At 60.7% G+C, this 18,745-nt stretch carries 16 protein-coding genes, 1 tRNA gene and 1 riboswitch; of the genes, 14 read left to right on the top strand and 3 right to left on the bottom strand.

The window, feature by feature from the left end; genetic code table 11:
• Positions 1–73 precede the first annotated feature (73 nt).
• Positions 74–1,360, bottom strand: coding sequence for a phosphomethylpyrimidine synthase ThiC (gene thiC / locus ET418_RS14310; RefSeq protein WP_149308679.1), 1,287 nt, complete (start codon positions 1,358–1,360; stop codon positions 74–76).
• A 33-nt stretch (positions 1,361–1,393) separates the two neighbouring features.
• Positions 1,394–2,869: a bifunctional hydroxymethylpyrimidine kinase/phosphomethylpyrimidine kinase gene (gene thiD, locus ET418_RS14305; RefSeq protein ID WP_149308677.1), complete on the bottom strand. Its 1,476-nt coding sequence runs from the start codon at positions 2,867–2,869 to the stop codon at positions 1,394–1,396.
• 72 nt (positions 2,870–2,941) lie between these two features.
• Positions 2,942–3,048: riboswitch (TPP riboswitch) on the bottom strand.
• Positions 3,049–3,446: 398 nt separating this feature from the next.
• Between thiD and alr the strand changes: the two genes are divergently transcribed.
• The 13 genes from alr to ET418_RS14240 all read left to right on the top strand — a co-directional run bounded on the left by alr (position 3,447) and on the right by ET418_RS14240 (position 16,725).
• Entirely contained in the window at positions 3,447–4,580 is a 1,134-nt protein-coding gene (gene alr, locus ET418_RS14300) for an alanine racemase (RefSeq protein ID WP_420819527.1), read from the top strand.
• A 72-nt stretch (positions 4,581–4,652) separates the two neighbouring features.
• The gene (gene selD, locus ET418_RS14295; RefSeq protein WP_149308673.1) at positions 4,653–5,681 is read left to right on the top strand and encodes a selenide, water dikinase SelD; all 1,029 of its coding nucleotides are present in this window, start codon (positions 4,653–4,655) and stop codon (positions 5,679–5,681) included.
• The gene (locus tag ET418_RS14290) at positions 5,681–6,919 is read left to right on the top strand and encodes an ASKHA domain-containing protein (RefSeq protein ID WP_149308671.1); all 1,239 of its coding nucleotides are present in this window, start codon (positions 5,681–5,683) and stop codon (positions 6,917–6,919) included. The genes selD and ET418_RS14290 overlap by 1 nt, the downstream gene beginning before the upstream one ends.
• A 99-nt stretch (positions 6,920–7,018) precedes the next feature.
• Positions 7,019–8,575 (top strand): bifunctional phosphoribosylaminoimidazolecarboxamide formyltransferase/IMP cyclohydrolase, encoded by a 1,557-nt coding sequence (gene purH, locus ET418_RS14285; RefSeq protein WP_149308669.1) that lies wholly within the window; start codon positions 7,019–7,021, stop codon positions 8,573–8,575.
• Between the two features lie 84 nt (positions 8,576–8,659).
• Positions 8,660–9,934: a phosphoribosylamine--glycine ligase gene (purD, locus tag ET418_RS14280; protein ID WP_149308667.1), complete on the top strand. Its 1,275-nt coding sequence runs from the start codon at positions 8,660–8,662 to the stop codon at positions 9,932–9,934.
• Between the two features lie 94 nt (positions 9,935–10,028).
• Positions 10,029–10,541: a 5-(carboxyamino)imidazole ribonucleotide mutase gene (gene purE / locus ET418_RS14275; protein ID WP_149308665.1), complete on the top strand. Its 513-nt coding sequence runs from the start codon at positions 10,029–10,031 to the stop codon at positions 10,539–10,541.
• Between the two features lie 84 nt (positions 10,542–10,625).
• On the top strand, positions 10,626–10,889 hold the full coding sequence (locus ET418_RS14270) for a cytochrome c3 family protein (RefSeq protein WP_149308663.1): 264 nt from the start codon (positions 10,626–10,628) through the stop codon (positions 10,887–10,889).
• A gap of 205 nt (positions 10,890–11,094) precedes the next feature.
• Entirely contained in the window at positions 11,095–12,459 is a 1,365-nt protein-coding gene (gene resB / locus ET418_RS14265) for a cytochrome c biogenesis protein ResB (protein ID WP_149308661.1), read from the top strand.
• A 17-nt stretch (positions 12,460–12,476) separates the two neighbouring features.
• On the top strand, positions 12,477–13,331 hold the full coding sequence (gene ccsB, locus ET418_RS14260) for a c-type cytochrome biogenesis protein CcsB (RefSeq protein WP_149308659.1): 855 nt from the start codon (positions 12,477–12,479) through the stop codon (positions 13,329–13,331).
• Between the two features lie 90 nt (positions 13,332–13,421).
• Positions 13,422–14,396, top strand: a complete 975-nt coding sequence (locus tag ET418_RS14255) for a glycosyltransferase (protein ID WP_149308658.1) — start codon at positions 13,422–13,424, stop codon at positions 14,394–14,396.
• 40 nt (positions 14,397–14,436) lie between these two features.
• A complete protein-coding gene (locus ET418_RS14250; RefSeq protein WP_149308657.1) occupies positions 14,437–15,381 on the top strand; it encodes a glycosyltransferase family 2 protein in 945 nt (314 codons plus the stop codon).
• Positions 15,374–16,561 carry a glycosyltransferase family 4 protein gene (locus ET418_RS14245; RefSeq protein WP_246153105.1) on the top strand — a complete coding sequence of 396 codons (1,188 nt, stop codon included), beginning with the start codon at positions 15,374–15,376 and terminating at the stop codon, positions 16,559–16,561. Before ET418_RS14250 ends, ET418_RS14245 begins: the two co-directional genes overlap by 8 nt.
• A gap of 89 nt (positions 16,562–16,650) precedes the next feature.
• Positions 16,651–16,725 (top strand) — tRNA-Gly (locus ET418_RS14240).
• Between the two features lie 343 nt (positions 16,726–17,068).
• On the opposite strand, the gene ET418_RS18195 is transcribed toward ET418_RS14240, so the two are convergent.
• Positions 17,069–17,236: a hypothetical protein gene (locus tag ET418_RS18195; RefSeq protein ID WP_188055594.1), complete on the bottom strand. Its 168-nt coding sequence runs from the start codon at positions 17,234–17,236 to the stop codon at positions 17,069–17,071.
• A gap of 278 nt (positions 17,237–17,514) precedes the next feature.
• Here ET418_RS18195 and ET418_RS14235 point away from each other — a divergent pair, with 278 nt between their 5' ends.
• On the top strand, positions 17,515–18,441 hold the full coding sequence (locus ET418_RS14235; protein WP_149308656.1) for a glycosyltransferase family 2 protein: 927 nt from the start codon (positions 17,515–17,517) through the stop codon (positions 18,439–18,441).
• The last annotated feature ends 304 nt before the right edge of the window (positions 18,442–18,745 follow it).

The following is an 18,745-nucleotide window of genomic DNA, read 5'->3' as shown; positions in this document are numbered from 1 at the left end:
GAATTAATTCTAAGCGTGGCCGCCGGTTTGTCAAGTGATATTTGGCAGTTCGGTGAATACGGCAGCCGGGCGCTCAGCGTTTCATTGCGTCGTCCATGACCTTGTAGGCGCAGAACTCTCCGCACATGGTGCAGGCCCCGTGGTCGGCGACCGGCGAGTTGGCGCGGAACTCCCGGGCCTTGTCCTCATCCAGCGCCAGGGCGAATTGCCCTTCCCAGTCCAGCTTCTTCCGGCACGTGGCCATCTGGATGTCCTTGTCCATGGCCCCCCTGACCCCCTTGGCGATGTCGGCCGCGTGGGCGGCGATGCGGGAGGCGATCACGCCGTCGCGCACGTCCTGCACGTCCGGCAGGCGCAGGTGCTCGCTGGGGGTGACGTAGCAGAGGAAGTCGGCCCCGGCGGCGGCCGCAATGGCTCCGCCGATGGCGCAGGTGATGTGGTCGTATCCCGGCGCGATATCGGTGACCAGGGGCCCCAGGACATAGAACGGCGCGCCGTGGCACAGGCGCTTCTGCAGCAGGATGTTGGCCTGGATCTGGTTCAGGGGCACATGCCCCGGCCCTTCGATCATGACCTGTACCCCGGCCTCCTGGGCGCGCTGGGTCAGTTCTCCCAGAATGATCAGTTCCTGGATCTGGGCCCGGTCCGTGGCGTCGGCCAGGCAGCCCGGGCGGAAACCGTCGCCCAGGGAGAGGGTCATGTCGTATTCCTTGGTGATGTCCAGGAGCTTGTCGAAGTGTTCGAAGAGCGGGTTCTCCTGGCGGTTGTAGGCCATCCACTCGATGGTGAAGGCACCCCCGCGGGAGACCACGTCCATGAGGCGCCCCTCGTTCTTCATCCGGTCCACCGTGGAGCGGGTCACGCCGCAGTGTACGGTGATGAAGTCCACGCCGTCCTCGGCATGCTTGATGATGCCGGCGAAGATGTCGTCCACCGTCATGTCCACGATGGCCTTCTTCTTGACCCGCACGGCGTCCAGGGCGGCCTGGTAGAGCGGCACGCTGCCGATGCAGGCGTTGGTCTCCGCCACCACGGCCCGCCTGATCTCGTCCACCGGCCCGCCGGTGGAGAGGTCCATGATGGCGTCGGCGCCGTATTTCACGGCGGTGCGGGCCTTCTCCAGCTCCTTCTGCATGTCGGTATCGTCCGAAGACGAGCCGATGTTGGCGTTGATCTTGGTGCGCAGGCCGGTCCCCACCGGCAGCGGGTTGCCGTTGGCGTGTTTGATGTTGTGGCAGATGACGATGGTGCCGGCTGCCAGGCCGTCGCGGATGAATTCGGGTGGGACCCCCTCCGCTGCGGCTGCGATCTGCATCTGTTCGGTAATAAGGCCCCGGCGGGCGTATTCGAGTTGGGTCATTGCGTGCTCCGTATCAAGGGTTGATGGTATGGGTCAGCGGTCGCCTTGCTGGGCGGCGGCAAAATGATTCACCGGGCTATGCCCCTTGCCCAGGGGATGGGCCAGGCGGATGGCGGCGGAGATGAACTCCTTGGCCTTTTCCACGGCGCTCCTGAGCGGCTCCCCTTGGGCGAGGAAGGCGGCGATGGCCGAGGCGTAGGTGCAGCCGGTGCCGTGGGTGTTGCTGGTGAAGACCCGTTCTGCCGCATATTCCCGGCATTCGTAGCCGTCGAAGAGGATATCCATGGATTGGCGGCCGGCGAGATGCCCCCCTTTGAGCAGAACGTTGGCCGGGCCGAGGGCGTGCAGGTCGCGGGCGGCCTGTTCCATATCCGCCTCGCAGCGGATCGCTCTCCCCAGCAGGCGCTCGGCCTCGGGGATGTTGGGGGTCAGCAGGTAGGCCTGGGGCAGCAACTGCTCCTGCATGATGTGGAGCGAGTCCCGATCCAGCAGGGCCGTGCCTCCCTTGGATACCATGACCGGGTCGATGACCAGCGGGATATAACCGGTGCGCTCCGCCAGCAGTTCGGCCAGGGCCGAGACGATGGCCGAGGTGTGCAGCATGCCGGTCTTGATGACGTCCACCGGGATATCGGCCAGCACGGTCGTGATCTGATCCACCACAAAGGAAGGGGGGAGGCCGTGGATGGCCGAAACCTCCTTGGTGTTCTGGGCGGTCAGGGCGGTCAGGGCGCTGGCGGCGTAGCTCCCCAGCAGGGTAATGGTCTTGATGTCGGCCTGGATGCCGGCTCCGCCCCCCGAGTCGCTGCCGGCCACGGTCAGGACCGAGCCGCGCGGGTAGGGGCAGGTACGGTTGAAGAGCAGTTTCAGTTCGGCGGCGGCGATATCGGGACGGGGACTGGACAGGACCGACGAGATCACCGCCACGGCGTCGGCGCCGGCGTCGATCACCCGGCAGGCGTTGCTGGTGGTGATGCCGCCGATGGCCACCACCGGGAGCTTGATGCGGTCGCGGATGGCACACAGGCCGCTGGTGCCCGGCATGTGGGTGATGACCTTGCTGTCGGTGGGGTACATGGCGCCAAAACCGATATAATCGGCACCCTCCTGTTCGGCCTGGAGGGCCTCGTCCAGGTTATGGGTCGATTTGCCGACGATCTTGCCCGGGCCGAGCAGTTCCCGTGCCTCGGCAATGCCGCCGTCGTCCTGGCCCAGGTGGACGCCGTCCGCATCCAGTTCCTTGGCCAGTCGAATGTCGTCATTGACGATGAAGGTCACCCCGAAGCGCTTGCAGAGCTGCTTCAGCTCGCGCCCCTCCTCCAGGCGGGTCTCGTGGCTTTTCTCCTTGGCGCGGTACTGCAGCACCGCCACACCGCCACGCAGGGCGATCCCCACCCGTTCCACCAGCTTGTCATCCTGGTCGGTGATCAGATACACGCCCCCAACCGGCGGGAATGTTTGCGCCGTATTGTTGATGACGAGACGAAACCGTTTGCTGCAGTCGCCCATGGCATATCCCTCGTGATAATAAAAAAGCCGCACTGTTGTGATACAGGCGGCCGGGTTCATGGATAAGATGAACAGTCGTGCAAGCCGCTTTCCTACGCCGGAATTAACCGGATCAGGTTCAAAGGGTCTGATTCCAAAAGGAACCATCTCAGCTCTTGCGAACTCCCCCAGGGCCTTGTAATTGTGTCTACGGTACTGGATTTAACCGTTCCTGTCAATCCCCATGACAGCAGCGGCAGGCTGGAGGCGGTGCGGCGGCTATCGGAAACAATTTCGTTTCCCTGCTTTATAGGAGACCGATGGTGACCTTGACCTTGCCGGTCAGCGCGATGGTGCTCTTGGGCATGGAGTCATCCATGTAACCTGAAGATATGCCTTAAAATTTGAAATAAAGTTAAATTTATTTCATGGTCTGCCGTGCCCGTCCGGCTCGTAACTGCAACGACAACGCCGATAGCCGGCACGGCCCCGGAAACGGCGGCCCCCTTTCACTTTACAGCCAGGGCCGGACGTGGTAATAACCCCTTCTAAAGACATTGTCTCGCCTTTGATTCCGAAACCAAGGAGTGTCATGGTCGTGTACGACAGCCGTCCCACATTCGCCGAGATCGATCTCGACGCACTGCGCCATAATTTTGAGCTTATCCGCGCTTCCATTCCCCGCCGGACCGAGATGCTGGCGGTGGTCAAGGCCGACGCCTACGGCCACGGCTTCATGGACATCAGCCGCGAACTGGAGGCGCTGGGGGTGAACGCCTTCGGCGTCGCCTTCCTGGCCGAGGGGATTCAATTGCGCAAGAGCGGCATCGACAAGCCGATCCTGCTGTTGGGCGGGGTGTATCCGGGTCAGGAGCGCAAATGCATCGGCTACAACATCTCCACCGCCCTCTTTACCCTGGAGCAGGCCCAGGCGCTTAACTTGGCCGCCGGCAAGCTCTTTCGCAAGGCCCAGGTCCATCTCAAGATCGACACCGGCATGGGGCGCCTGGGGATCACCTACGCCGAGGCCCCCGCGTTCCTGAACGAATTGAAGAAGCTGCCCAACATCACCCTGGAGGGGATCGTCTCCCATTTCGCCAGCGCCGATGAACTGGACGAATCGGGCCAGCATTTCACCCGCATCCAGGCCGAGCGCTTCTCCTGGGTGGTCGCCGAGGCCCGCAAGGCCGGCTTCTCCCCGCGCTACGTCCACATCGCCAACAGCGCCGCGGCCCTGCTCCGGGACAATGCCGGCTGCAACCTGGTCCGTCCCGGCATCGTGCTCTACGGCGCCATCCCTTCGCCCGATTTCCAAGGGAAGCTGGACCTCAAGCCGGTCATGCGCCTGAAAAGCAGCATCGCCATGCTGAAATGGGTGGAGCCGGGCACCACCATCAGCTATGCCCGCCGCTTCACCGCCGCCGAGCGGACCCTGATCGCCAGCGTGCCGGTGGGGTATGCCGACGGCTATCCCCGCACCCTCACCAACCGGGGGGAGGCGTTGATCCGGGGCCAACGGGCGCGGGTGGCCGGGACGGTCTGCATGGACTGGATCATGCTGGATGTGACCCATATCCCCGGCGTGGCCGTGGGGGACGAGGTGGTGCTGATGGGGACGGACGGGGCGGGGAATTGCATCCACGCCGAGGAGTTGGCCACCCTGGCCGGCACCATCCCCTACGAGATCTTCTGCGGCATCAGCAAACGGGTGCCCAGGATTTACCTGAAATGATTTAGCTGGGACCCATAGGTCCTATAAGACTCATAGGTCCCATAGGACCGATAGCACAAACAAAGGAAAGTCATGATCAAGCTGACGCAACTGGTAAAAGCCGCCGGTTGAGCCGCGAAACTGGGCCCTGCGGGCCTGGCGAAAGCCCTGGACGGGCTTTGGGATTACCGCGACGAAAACCTCCTTGTAGGTCCTGAAACCTCCGACGACGCCGGGGTCTACAGGATTGCGCCGGAGTGCGCCCTGGTGGAGACGGCCGATATCATCACCCCTCCCGTGGACGATCCCTTTACCTTCGGCCGCGTCGCCGCCACCAACGCCATTTCCGATGTGTATGCCATGGGCGCCCGTCCCGTGACCGCCATGAACCTGGTGTTCTTTCCCGCCTGCTCCCTGCCGGGGGAGATCCTGGGAGAGATCCTGGCCGGGGGGAACAGCGTGCTGAAAGAGGCCGGGGTCTGCCTGGTGGGGGGGCATACGGTGGAGGACGACGAGCTGAAGTACGGCCTCTCCGTGACCGGCCTGGTGGATCCCGCCGCCATCATCCGCAACTCCACCGCCCGGCCGGGGGATCAGTTGATCCTGACGAAGCCCCTGGGCAGCGGCATCATCGCCACCGCCGTCAAGGGGGAGATGGCCCCTGATGGGGCGGTGACCGACGCCGCGACCTGGATGACCATCTCCAACCGGGCCGGCGCGGAGCTGATGCGGGAGTGCCACGCCTCCGCCGCCACCGACGTTACCGGCTTTGGCCTGATCGGCCATTGCAGCGAGATGGCCCGCGGGGCCGGGGTAACCGTCCGCCTGCGGCTCGACGCCATCCCCCTCATGTCCGGCGTGACCGAGTTGGCTGGCGACGGCATGGTGCCGGCCGGCTGCTACCGCAACCGGGACCACTACGCCCCCCTGGTGAGCGGCCGGGACTCCCGCGACGAAGCCCTCCTGCCGCTCTTCGACCCCCAAACCTCCGGCGGGCTCCTCGTCGCCCTGGCGCCTGATGATGCGGCCCGATTCCTGGCCCAGGCCGGGGAACGCGGCATCTTTGCCCGCCAGGTCGGCCTGGTGTTGCCCCGGCAGTCCCATCCCATCGAGATCGTCTGATGCCCGGCTACGCCCTTGCCGTGGACCTGGGGACCACCACCCTGGCCGCTTCGCTCATGGATCGCGCCACCGGCCAACGGCTTGCCATGACCGGCAGCATGAATCCCCAGCGCCGGTTCGGGGCCGACGTGGTGTCGCGCCTGGCAGCCGCGGTCCACTCCGAAGAGGCGTTGCAGGAGATGGCTCGCCTGATCCGCGCCGAACTGCTGCGCCTGGCCCATGAACTCTGTACCGGTAGCGGCGTCCCGTGGGGCGAGGTGAAACAGGTCGCCATCGCCGGAAATCCGGCCATGCAGCATCTGCTGCTGAAGCTGCCGGTGAAGACGCTGGCCTTTCCCCCCTACCGCCCCCTGTTCACCGGCGGCAAACGGGTGACGGCAGGGGAGTTGGGGTGGGACGGCGCGGCCTCGGTCTATCTGTTCCCCATGCCGGGCGGGTTCGTGGGCGGGGACACGGTCGCCTTCCTCTACGGCGTCCAGCCGGGAGAGGCCGCACTCTGTCTGGACATGGGCACCAACGGCGAGATGGCCCTGACCGCGGGCGCAACCATCTGGGCCACCTCGGCCGCCGCCGGACCGGCCTTCGAGGGGGGCAACCTCTCCTGCGGCATGGCCGCCCTGCCGGGGGCCATCATCTCCATCCGCATCGAGGGGGAGCGGGTCAAGATCGCCACCCTGGGCAACCGGGAGCCGGTGGGCATCTGCGGCTCGGCCGCCATCGAGCTGGTCACGGAGCTTTTGGCCTGCGGGGTTCTGGAAGCGGGGGGGAGGCTGCGCGCCAGCGCCGAGATCCCCTCGAACCTGGGGCAGCGGGTGATCGAACAGGGAGGGGAGAGCGCCTTTGTGATCCACCGGGACGCCCGGGGGCTATTGCTCCTCACCCAGGGGGACATCCGCCAGATCCAGTTGGCAAAGGGGGCCATCCGGGCCGGCATGGAGGTGCTGGCCGAGCGTTCCGGTATACCTTTTCCGGGCCTGCGGGATGTGTTTCTGACCGGTTCTTTCGGTGCCGTTTTGCGCCCATCATGGCTTAAAACCATTGGAATTTTCGATGCAGGCATGGTACAAATTTCACAGTTTACCCCCGAAGGGGCGCTGGCCGGTGTCGAACGGGCCCTGGCGGCGAACGACGGCTTCGAATCCGTGGAACGGCTCGGCACGCGATTTCGGGTGGTGCCGCTCTCGGGTACGCCGCTGTTCGAGACCATGTTCATGAAACATATGGATTTCCCTTATTAGATTTTGCTACAGGGACAGGGAAAAACTGGGACTTATAGGACTCATAGGTCCCATAAGACTCATAAAACTTATAGGATAATAAACAAGGAGTTAGGTACCATGGCTAAGATCACCAGGGCGCTCATCAGCGTTTCCGACAAGAACGGCATCGTAGAATTCTCCAAGCAACTGGCCGACTACGGGGTGGAGATCCTCTCCACCGGCGGCACGGCCAAGCTGTTGCGCGAGGCGGGGCTGACCGTCAAGGACGTGTCCGAGTTCACCGGGTTTCCGGAGATGCTCGACGGCCGGGTCAAGACCCTGCACCCCAAGGTGCACGGCGGACTGCTCGGCATGCGTAGCAACCCGGCCCATGTGGCCATGATGAAGGAGCACGGCATCGAGAACATCGACATGGTGGTGGTCAACCTGTACCCCTTCGAGGCCACCGTGGCCAAACCGGGGTGCCTGCTGGCGGACGCCATCGAGAATATCGATATCGGCGGCCCCACCATGCTCCGTTCGGCCGCCAAAAACTACCCGGACGTGACCGTGATCGTGGACTGCACCGATTACGCCACGGTCCTGAAAGAGATGAAGGAGTCCAAGGGGGCCGTCTCTCCGGCAACCAACTACGGCCTGGCGGTCAAGGTCTTCCAGCACACCGCCGCCTATGACGGCGCCATCTCCAATTACCTGGGGGCGCGCCTCGGCGAGGAGCCCCAGGAATACCCGGCCACCTTCACCATCCAGGTCAAAAAAGCTCAGGACCTGCGCTACGGCGAGAACCCCCAGCAGTCGGCCGCCTTCTACGTGGAGAAGGACATTACCGAACCGTGCGTCTCCAACGCCGTGCAGTTGCAGGGCAAGGAGCTTTCCTTCAATAATATCATCGACCTGGATGCCGCCATAGAGACGGTCAAGGAGTTCGAGCAGAGCGCGGCGGTCATCATCAAGCACACCAACCCCTGCGGCGTGGCCCTGTCCGATACCCCGCTGAGCGCCTACCTCAAGGCGCGGGAATGCGACCCGGTTTCGGCCTACGGCGGCATCGTCGGTTTCAACCGCCAGGTGGATGCGGACATCGCCCGGGAACTGGCTTCCACCTTCCTGGAGGCGGTCATCGCCCCCGGCTACAGCGACGAGGCCCTGGAGATCTTCAAGGCCAAGAAGAACGTGCGGGTGATGCAGATCCCGCTCCTGGGAGAGTACGATGTCCGGGGGTACGACCTCAAAAAGGTGGTGGGGGGCCTGCTGGTCCAGGGGCGCGACCGGGGAATGGTGCGGGCGACCGACTGCCGCGTGGTGACCGAACGTACCCCGACCGCCTCGGAGTATGCGTCCCTCGATTTCGCCTGGCGGGTCTGCAAGCACGTCAAGTCCAACGCCATCGTCTTTACCAACCGTGACCAGACCGTGGGGATCGGGGCCGGCCAGATGTCCCGGGTCGATTCCTCCAAGATCGCCGTACAGAAGGCCCTGTTGCCGACCCAGGGCACGGTGCTGGCCTCCGACGCCTTCTTCCCGTTCCGGGACGGGGTGGACGCCGCAGCGGAGGCCGGGGTCACGGCCGTCATCCAGCCGGGCGGGAGTGTGCGCGACGAGGAGGTCATCAAGGCGGCCAACGAGCACGGGATCGCCATGGTGTTCACCGGCATGCGCCACTTCAGGCATTAAGAGCAATTCATAGGACCTATGGGTCCTATAGGACTTATAAGTCCTATTCAACCCAAGCAAATTTTCCGATTGAGGTGTAACCCTATGAAAGTTCTAGTGGTTGGCGGCGGGGGCAGGGAGCATGCGCTGGTATGGAAGATCGCCCAGTCGCCGCTGGTGACGAAGGTATTCTGCGCCCCCGGCAATCCGGGAATCGGCGAGTTGGCCGAGAATCTCCCCATCCGGGTGGACGAACTGGACAAGCTGCTCGCCTTTGCCCGGAGCGAGGGGATCGGCCTCACGGTGGTGGGGCCGGAACAACCGCTCTCCCTGGGTATCGTGGATCTCTTCGAGGAACATGGCCTCAAGGTCTTCGGCCCCCGGAAGAACGCCGCCATCATCGAGGCCAGCAAGGCGTTCTCCAAGGATCTGATGCAGAAATACGGCGTACCCACCGCGGCCTACGGCGTCTTTACCGAGGTCGGTCCGGCCGAGGCGTTCATCGACCGGACCGGGGTGCCGATCGTGGTCAAGGCCGACGGCCTGGCCGCCGGCAAGGGGGTCATCATCGCCCAGACCCGTGACGAGGCGGTGGAGGCCGTGAGGGATATGTTGAGCGGCAACGCCTTTGGCAGCGCCGGCTCCCGGGTGGTCATCGAGGAGTTCCTCACCGGGGAGGAGGCTTCCTTCCTGGCGATCACCGATGGTACGAACATCATCCCCCTGGCCAGCGCCCAGGACCACAAGGCGGTCTTCGACGGCGACAAAGGCCCCAATACCGGGGGCATGGGCGCCTATTCCCCCGCGCCGGTGGTGACCCAGGCGGTGCACGACACGGCCATGGCCGAGGTTCTCCGCCGCACGGTGGACGGCATGGCCGCCGAGGGACGCCCCTACCGCGGCGTGCTGTACGCCGGGCTGATGGTGAAGGACGGTCGGGTCAAGACCCTGGAGTTTAACGCCCGTTTCGGGGACCCGGAGTGCCAGCCGCTCCTGATGCGCATGAAGTCCGACATCGTGCCGGTCCTGATGGCCGTGGCCGAAGGGAACCTTGCGGGACGCTCCATCGAATGGCACGACAAGGCGGCGGTCTGCGTGGTCATGGCCAGCGAGGGGTATCCGGGCGATTACCGCAAGGGGGACGCGATCAGCGGCCTGGACAAGGCGGCCGAACTGGACGACATGGTTGTCTTCCATGCCGGCACCGCAGCCAAGGACGGCGCGTGCGTCACCAGCGGCGGCCGGGTCCTGGGGGTCACCGCCCTGGGGGCAACGGTGCAGCAGGCCATTGAACGGGCCTACCAAGGGGTCGGACGGATCACCTGGCAGGGGGTCCAGTACCGCACCGACATCGGGAAAAAGGCGCTCAACCGCGGGTAAATCATAGAACCCATAGGTTGTATAGGACGTATAAGTCCCATAGGACCCATAAGTCCTATGGAGTAAAGCATTTATTGGATTCTGGAGGAATATAATGACAGATTCACCAAAAGTCTTGCTTATCATGGGGAGCGATTCCGACCTGCCGGTCATGCAGACGGCCGGCGAGGTGCTTCAGAAATTCGGCATCCCCTATGAGATGCATATCGCCTCGGCCCACCGCTCCCCGGCCAAGGCCATGGCCCTGGCCTCGGAAGCTGCCGGGCGGGGCATCGAGGCGATCATCGCCGGAGCCGGGATGGCCGCCCACCTAGCCGGGGTCGTGGCCGCCAAGACCATCCTGCCGGTGATCGGCGTGCCCATGCCGGGCGGGGCGTTGAACGGCGTGGATGCCCTCTACTCCACGGTGCAGATGCCGGGGGGGATTCCGGTGGCCACCATGGCCATCGGCAAGGCCGGGGCCAAGAACGCCGGGCTGTTCGTCGTCCAGATGCTGGCCCTGAACGATGTGCGGCTTGCCGGAGCGCTGAAAGAATACCGCCGCGAGATGGAAGACGAGGTGGAACGCAAGGACGCCGCCCTGCAGGCGGCGGGCCGGGAGGCGTGAGCCGGAGGGCTTTTTGCTTGACATCCTTTTTTGCCATGTAGTAGTTTTAGCGAGTTTTTTACCATTTTCCCCAGGAGGAATAAAATGAAAAAAGTTGTTGTTGCGCTGTTTGCCTTGGTTGCGTTTGCGGGCACCGCCTTCGCCGCTCCTGAATTCATCGAGATGAAAAAAGGGGTTAAGTTCCCCCACAAGGCCCACGTTGCTGCTGTCGGCAACTGCAAAAAGTGCCATGAAACAAAACCGGGCAAGATCGAAGGCTTCGGCAAGGAATGGGCTCACAAAAACTGTAAAGGCTGCCACGCCGAAGGCAAAAAAGGCCCCACGAGCTGCAAAGAGTGCCACAAGTAATCATTCGGATCGTATCGTTTTAACGTAGCTTTGAGAGGGATAACGCTAGCCTGTTGTTATCCCTCTTTTTTTATGCTCAGGGGTGTAAATCGGAACGATTCCGAAAAAAAAGAGTACATTTTTTATTGTTCTTGCGCTAAAGTTACCTGCATCAAGCCTGCCGCCCGGGGCGGCGGGCCGTTGACATCATGATCGGGAGAGACCATTGGCAACCACCAACCGCAGCTTCGCTCAGGCACTTTGGGATTTTTTCTGTTCACTCAAACTCACCATTTCCCTGCTGATCTCCCTGGCCCTTACCTCCATCATCGGCACGATCCTGCCCCAGGGTAAACTGCCGCCGGAGTACGTGGCCTCGATCAGCCCCGTAAAGCTCCAAATCTATTCCAAGCTCGGCTTTTTCGACATGTACCACAGTTGGTGGTTCATTCTGCTGCTGTACGTCTTCAGCGTCAATCTGATCTGCTGTTCCATCAAACGCCTGCCGCACGTCTTCAAATTCATCAGCGAACCGAACCTAGTACTGGGCGAAAGTCAGCGCAACGGCTTTTCCCTGAAGCAGGATCTCAAGATTACGGCGTCGCTCGACAAGGGACGCGAGGCCCTAGCGGAGTTTCTCGGCAAGGAGTTCGGTCTTCCGGTCGTGACTGAGCAGGACGGTGAATACCATCTCTTTGCCCAGAAGAACGCCTGGTGCCGCCTGGGTGTGTATGTCGTCCACCTGAGCATCCTCGTCATCTTCGTCGGCGCCATCCTCGGATCGCTGTTCGGATATAAGGGGTTTGCCGCCATCGTCGAAGGCACCGGGATATCGAGCATCCAGACCAACAGCGGCGCCGAGATCCCCCTGGGGTTTGAAGTCCGCTGCGAGAAGTTCAACGTCACCTTCTACGACTCCGGTGCGCCCAAGGAGTTCAAGAGCATCCTGACGGTCCTGGAAAACGGCCAGCCGGTCAAGGGGCTCACCAATGTCCGGGTCGTGGTGAACGAGCCGCTCTCCTACAAGGGGTTCACCTTTTACCAGTCCAGTTACGGCCAGGCCACAGAGAGCAGCGACCACACCTTCTCGGTGCAGGCGCGCGCGGGCGGTTTTAGCGACCACCTCACCCTGCGGGATGGGCAGGCGACCGTCCTGAAGGACGGCACCACCTTCAAGCTGCTGGAGACGACCCCGGATATCCGCCAGTTCATGCCCAATTTTTCCGGGCCGGCCGCCAGGATCGAGGTAACTCAGAAGGGCGGGGTTCCCCAGACCTATATCGTGTTCAAGGACTTCCCCGATGCCAATGCCCAGCGGGGCGACGCGTTGCAGGTCGTGTACGAAGGCTCCAACGCCAAGATGTACACCGGCCTCCAGGTGGCCAAGGACCCGGGCGTCTGGGTGGTCTGGCTGGGATGCACCCTGATGGTGTGCGGCCTGTTCATCGCCTTCTTCATGTCTCACAAACGGGTCTGGATTGTCGTCTCCAAGGGGTATGCCCGCATGTACGGCAACGCCAGCAAGAACCAGGCAGCATTCCAGATGCAGTTCGAAGAGCTGTCCGACAAGTTTAAAAACCTGAAAATCTAGCGGAGGTTACCTAGTTTATGACAAGTTCACTGCTCTTCAACGTGACAACGCTCGCCTACATGGCGTCCATGGTTGTCTTCTTCGCATTCCTCGCCAGCAAGAACAAGGCCATCGGCCTGACCGGCAGCCTGCTGGCCTATGCCGGCTTCGCCGTCCAGACCCTGGCCATTGCCCTGCGCTGGAAAGAGTCCTACGACATGGGGTACGGCCATGCGCCGCTCTCCAACCTGTACGAATCGGTGGTCTTTTTCTCCTGGACCATCATCCTCATCTACATGTTCATCGAGTTGAAGTACAAATACCGTATCGTCGGCGCTTTCGTGGTCCCCTTTGCCCTGTTGGGCATGGCCTGGGCCCAGCTCGGCATGCACAGCGGCATCGAACCGCTCGTCCCGGCGCTCCAGAGCAACTGGCTCCTGTACCACGTCGTCACCTGCTTCTTAGGCTATGCGGCCTTCGCCGTGGCCTGTGGCATCTCCATCATGTACCTGGTCAAGGCCAAGAGCGAAGAGAGCGGGGGCGGCGCAGCCGGCGGCCTCATGGGCATGTTTCCGCCCATCCGGGTGCTCGACGACCTGAACTACCGGGCGATCATGATCGGCTTTCCGCTCCTGACCCTGGGTATCATCACCGGCGCGGCCTGGGCCAACTACGCCTGGGGCACCTACTGGAGCTGGGACCCCAAGGAAACCTGGTCCCTCATCGTCTGGTTCGTGTACGCCGCGTTCCTCCACGCCCGCTTCACCCGCGGCTGGGTCGGCAAGCGCGCCGCCTGGCTCTCCATCATCGGGTTTGCCGCCACCATCTTCTGCTACCTGGGGGTCAATCTGTTCCTGTCCGGGCTGCACAGCTACGGCAGCACGAAGATGTAAAACCGCCATTGTGTTGTTTCGGCAACATTTTTGGTGATTTTGTCCAGCGACTGTGATTATATGAGCCGGGAAGTAATTCCCGGCTTTTTTATGAACAAACCAACCATTTCCATCATTATTCCGGTCAAGCCGGGTTTCAGCGTAACGGCCGCCCAGCGGCTGGCAGCGGTGGAGTACCCGCGTGACCGCTATGAGATCATCGTGGCCGAGGGATACAGCCCGAGCCGCCAGAGGAATGCTGCGGTGGCCCAGGCCCAAGGGGAGATCGTCTGCTTCCTGGACGACGACTCCCTCACCGCCCCCGATTATCTCACCGTGGTCGCCGGGCACTTCGAGAGTCCCCGCGTGACGGCCGTGGGCGGCCCGTCCCTCACCCCGGCCAGCGACTCCATCCTGCAACGGAGCATCGGCACGGCCTTGGCCTCGGCCTTGGGCGGCGGCGGGATGCGCAACCGCTACCGGGCCCAGGGGGAGGCGCGTCTGACCAACGACAGCGAGCTGATCCTCTGCAACCTGAGCTTTCGCCGGGAGCGATTCCTCGCTTTCGGCGGCCTGGATGAACGGCTCTATCCCAACGAGGAGAACGAACTCCTGGACCGGATGCAGCATGCCGGGGAGGGGCTGATCCACGACCCGCGCCTGGCGGTCTTTCGCAGCCAGCGGCCGACTTGGCGCCTGCTCTGCCGCCAGTTTTTGAACTACGGCCGGGGCAGGGCCGAACAGACCATTATCAGCAGGCGTGTCCGGCCGGTCAGCCTGCTGCCGGCCCTGTTCCTGGCCTACGCCTTGCTCGTGCCGCTTTTCCCGGGGTCGCTGTTCCTGCTGCCCCTGGCCTGCTACGGGCTCCTGCTCCTGGTCGTTTCCGCCGGGGAGGCGGCCCGGGCGCGCAGCCTGGGAATGTTCCCGCGGCTGCCGCTCATCTACGCCATCATCCATCTGGCCTATGGGGCCGGCCTCTGGTGGGGGGCGCTGGGCGCCCTGGCGGGCAGACGGCCCAAGCCGGGGGGTGAGGTGGCCCTGCGGCAGGTGAAGGGGCTGAACGACCCGCCAGTCGCCGCAGAATGACTATTTCAGAACGCTTGGATACAAGGGGGACACGGTGAGTATGGAGTTGAGCATTGTCGTGCCGATCTACAACGAGGAAGAGAACGTGGCGGCGCTCTACGAAAGCATTCGTGACGCCCTGGCCCGGACCTCCCTGGAATACGAGACCATCTTCGTGGATGACGGTTCGAGCGACAGCTCGTTCACGCTGTTGAAGGAGATTGCCGCCCAGGACCAGCGGGTAAAGCTCCTGCGCTTCCGCCGCAACTTCGGCCAGACCGCCGCCATGTCCGCCGGCTTCGACGCGGCCAAGGGGGATGTCATCATCCCCATGGACGGCGACCTCCAGAACGACCCGGCCGACATCCCCCGCCTCCTGGCGAAGCTCCACGAGGGGTACGACGTGGTCTCCGGGTGGCGCAAGGACCGCAAGGACACCTTCATCACCCGCAAGATACCCTCCCTGCTGGCCAACGCCCTCATCTCCCGGCTGACCGGCGTGCATCTGCACGACTACGGCTGCACCCTCAAGGCCTACCGCCGCGAGGTGCTGGACGGCATCAACCTCTACGGCGAGATGCACCGCTTCGTGCCGGCCCTGGCTTCCCAGGTGGGGGCAAAGGTCGCGGAACTGCCGGTCAACCACCGCCCGCGCCTGTACGGAACGAGCAAGTACGGCATCTCCCGCACCCTGCGGGTCGTGCTGGACCTGATGACGGTCAAGTTTCTCATGGCCTACTCCACCAAGCCGATCCAGCTGTTCGGCAAGTGGGGGATCTACACCCTGCTGGCCGGCTGCCTCTCCGGCGGCACGACCCTGTACATGAAGATCTTCGACAACATGAGCATGAACCGCAACCCGCTCCTGATCCTCACCGCCTTCCTGCTCTTCATGGGGGTCCAGTTCATCGTCCTGGGCCTTCTGGGGGAACTGAACGCCCGGACCTACTTCGAATCCCAGGGCAAGCCGATCTACGTGATCCGGGACCGAGTCAACCTTGGCTGATGGCGGGCTGAGAATCCTCATGGTGGCGCCGACCCCCTATTTCGCGGATCGGGGCTGCCATGTGCGCATCTACGAGGAGGCCCGCGCCCTCCGCGCCCTGGGCCACGACGTGCGCATCGTCACCTACCACATCGGCCGGGACCTGCCCGGCATCCCGGTACTGCGCATCCCCCGCATACCGTGGTACAATCGCCTGGAAGCCGGCCCCTCCTGGCACAAGCTCTACCTCGACCTTTTGCTGCTCGGCAAGGCCACAGCCTTCAGCCTCCGCTTCCGCCCTCAGGTCATCCACGCCCATCTGCACGAAGGGGCCGCCATCGGCTGGCTGCTCAAGCTCGTGACCCGCGCCCCGTTGATCTTCGACTACCAGGGGAGTCTCAGCGGCGAATGCATCGACCACGGTTTTTTCCAGGCCGACTCCCGCGCGGCCCGCATCTTCCGCCGGGTGGAGCGGTTCATCAACAATAGCGCCGACCGGATCGTCACCAGTTCCAGCGCTGGGTACGCCGATCTTCGGGCGAACTGGGGGGTGGCCCCCGAACGCCTCGTTTCGGTCATCGACGGCGTGGATACGGACCAGTTCCGCCCCCATGACCGGCAGGAGGCGCGCAGCCGCCTGGGGATCGCCCCTGATGTGCCTGTGGTGGCCTACCTGGGCCTCATGAGCGCCTACCAGGGCACGGACCTGCTGTTGGACGCCATAGCGCTCCTGAAGGCCCAGGGGGCGCAGGCACGCTTCCTCATCATGGGTTTCCCCGTGGAGCGCTACCGGGCCGCGGCCGAGGCGTTGGGGATCGGCGACATGATCACCTTCACCGGCAAGGTGGACTACCGGGATGCGCCGCTCTTCCTCTCGGCGGCGGACCTGGCCGTGTCCCCCAAGCTGTCGTTGACCGAGGCCAACGGCAAGCTCTTCAACTACATGGCCTGCGCCCTGCCGGTGGTGGTCTTCGACACCCCGGTCAACCGGGAGATTCTGGGGGATACGGGCGTCTATGCGCCCCTGGGGGATACCGCCGCCTTCGCCGCCCGCATCGCGGACCTGCTGGCGGACCGGGACGGGTTGAAGGAGTGGGGGGAGCGGGTCCGGGCCAAGGCGGTCCAGGACCACGCCTGGCAGGCCAGGGGCGCCCGTCTGGCCCAGGTTTACCGGGCCGTTACCGGCGCGCCGAGGGCCTGACGGAAAGGGTTTTGTGTTTACATTGAAAAAAATTGTACAAAAAATGTTGACACACGGGCCTGATTTTGGTAGAAAACAAAACTCACCAAGCGGGAATAACTCAGTGGTAGAGTGCAACCTTGCCAAGGTTGAAGTCGCGGGTTCGAATCCCGTTTCCCGCTCCATTTAGAGCGCACAAGCCAGGCCAAAAGCCTGGCTTTTTTGCGTCCTGCGTTTGACTCTCCTGCGTTGTTTGTTGTCTTTTGAAAGCCGCTTCCCCGCGTAATCCGCGTCACAATCAAAAATGTTTGTATCGAAATGAAACATTTGAGGGAATTATGCTGTTCAATTTCTGTGTTTTCTTATGTGAAAACGGGGGGATGGGAAGATCGCCCACGGAGTGTTAATTTTTTTAACACTTTGAAATTGCATTGAAAAGTTGTTTTTTGTGATGTAGAAGAGGAAAAGGGTGTGTTTGGGTATTTGCCATGTTTGCAAAAGACGCGGCCAGAACTGAAGGAACAATAATTAAGTATCCTGTTCCTGGAATTGCCAACGAGATAAAGATTTGGGAACGCGCGTTAGAAAGATGGGAACAAGGCTGGGATTGTAAATTGTGTAGGTCTGATAATCATAGTTTTTCCAAAGGGCAATGAGTGGGGGTTTATCTTGTGCCCATTTTTCAACGGCAAACATGGGAACTCCTGATTATTCTTTTCTAATGTCGGCATACATGGTATACGAAGTTCCATGTATTTCCAAGCTCCCGTGTTGCTGAAACGGGGTCTCAAGGTGGCTTAACATAAAACTTCCGGAATTATGCAGTTGTGGTATATCCACCCTACATTTGGGGAATATACAACAATCCTGGGGCAGAATGTGCTGCAGATACAGCCATTTTGGTGTTTTAGAGCGAGAAACATGATAATTATAAAAAATAATAGCTGCTGTATATCCCCTGTTATGCGAGAAAAATGCAAAGAGATATGCTTTCGATATCAGTCATTGTGCCTTGTAAGGATGAAGAGCATATTCTTCCTCTGACGCTAGGCGCACTTATTAATGAAACTCGAAATGGCTATATTTCTGAGATTATATTGGTTGACAATCAATCAACTGACAGCTCAGTGGATATAGCAAGGAGTTTAGGAGTTAAAGTTTTCTCCTGTTCAGGTAATGTGTCGCAAGTCCGCAATTATGGTGCTCAGAATGCTGCAAATGGAATAATTGCTTTTGTAGATGCTGATGTAGAAGTAGTTGCAGGTTGGAGCTCATGGATAGTTAACTACTTTAATAGCTTCAAATACCCCAATAATATAATTATAGGTGATGTATATGGTGTGCGGAATGGTTGTTCTTGGGTCGAGAGAATATGGCATAAAAGTCTAAAAGAGAGACAAATTACAAAATACATAAATGGTGGAAATATTGCGTTAACAAAAAGATGCTTCATCAAAACAGGAGGATTCGATTCAAGCTTAGTTACTGGAGAAGATGTAGATTTTTGTCAAAGAGCCTCAGATAATGGCATAGATATAGTTAGAACTGAAAGCATGAAGACGATTCATCATGGATATCCTAATGATCTCAGATCTTTTTACATATGTGAACGATGGCATGGATTAGGAATGGTCAAATATTCAAAAACGATTATATCTAAGCCACTTCTCTTATCTTATTTTGTGCTAAGTATGCCAATATCTATTCCTTTATACTATAAATTATTTGGCCCTAATGCTCTGATCGTTCTTCCACTCCCAGCATTTATTTTAAGCTCAAGAAGACTTAAAAGTTCAAACTTATTTGACAAGTTAAAGCTAATGATATTGTTCATTATATATGGCTTTGCTAGAGCACACGCACTATTTGATATATTTAAGGATCGCATAACTAAGCGCTAGACCTGACCGGAAAAAGCCACGGCAGGTCAGCCCCCAACAGTTGGCCAAAGAGAAAATAAAAATTGATATGTTACGGAATTTCGCACGAAAAATGGGAAGGACCTTTATTTTTATACAAAAGACCGATCCTAAACCGTTCCCATACCACTTGAATTGATACGAATTTACTTGTACTTAACTGGACTTTGGACACACCGAAGAGATTAGTAACTGTCTATTATAATGTAATTAATTGCTTTCAAGACGTGTAACCATTGAGTTCTATTTGCTTTCGAATCCCGTTTCCCGCTCCATTTAGAGCGCA

It is taken from the genome of Oryzomonas rubra (genome assembly GCF_008369015.1).
Lineage (GTDB): Bacteria > Desulfobacterota > Desulfuromonadia > Geobacterales > Pseudopelobacteraceae > Oryzomonas > Oryzomonas japonica.
The sequence above is the reverse complement of the archived record's forward strand: the minus strand, read 5'-3'. Positions and strand labels throughout refer to the sequence as shown.

Coding starts and splice junctions, on each gene's coding strand:
- ET418_RS14290 (WP_149308671.1), top strand. CDS start 5,681: ATGCCCGGCTACGCCCTTGCCGTGGACCTGGGGACCACCACCCTGGCC.
- ET418_RS14255 (WP_149308658.1), top strand. CDS start 13,422: ATGAACAAACCAACCATTTCCATCATTATTCCGGTCAAGCCGGGTTTC.
- thiD (WP_149308677.1), bottom strand. CDS start 2,869: ATGGGCGACTGCAGCAAACGGTTTCGTCTCGTCATCAACAATACGGCG.
- ET418_RS14270 (WP_149308663.1), top strand. CDS start 10,626: ATGAAAAAAGTTGTTGTTGCGCTGTTTGCCTTGGTTGCGTTTGCGGGC.
- ccsB (WP_149308659.1), top strand. CDS start 12,477: ATGACAAGTTCACTGCTCTTCAACGTGACAACGCTCGCCTACATGGCG.
- ET418_RS18195 (WP_188055594.1), bottom strand. CDS start 17,236: ATGTTTGCCGTTGAAAAATGGGCACAAGATAAACCCCCACTCATTGCC.
- purH (WP_149308669.1), top strand. CDS start 7,019: ATGGCTAAGATCACCAGGGCGCTCATCAGCGTTTCCGACAAGAACGGC.
- ET418_RS14235 (WP_149308656.1), top strand. CDS start 17,515: ATGCAAAGAGATATGCTTTCGATATCAGTCATTGTGCCTTGTAAGGAT.
- purE (WP_149308665.1), top strand. CDS start 10,029: ATGACAGATTCACCAAAAGTCTTGCTTATCATGGGGAGCGATTCCGAC.
- thiC (WP_149308679.1), bottom strand. CDS start 1,360: ATGACCCAACTCGAATACGCCCGCCGGGGCCTTATTACCGAACAGATG.
- purD (WP_149308667.1), top strand. CDS start 8,660: ATGAAAGTTCTAGTGGTTGGCGGCGGGGGCAGGGAGCATGCGCTGGTA.
- ET418_RS14250 (WP_149308657.1), top strand. CDS start 14,437: ATGGAGTTGAGCATTGTCGTGCCGATCTACAACGAGGAAGAGAACGTG.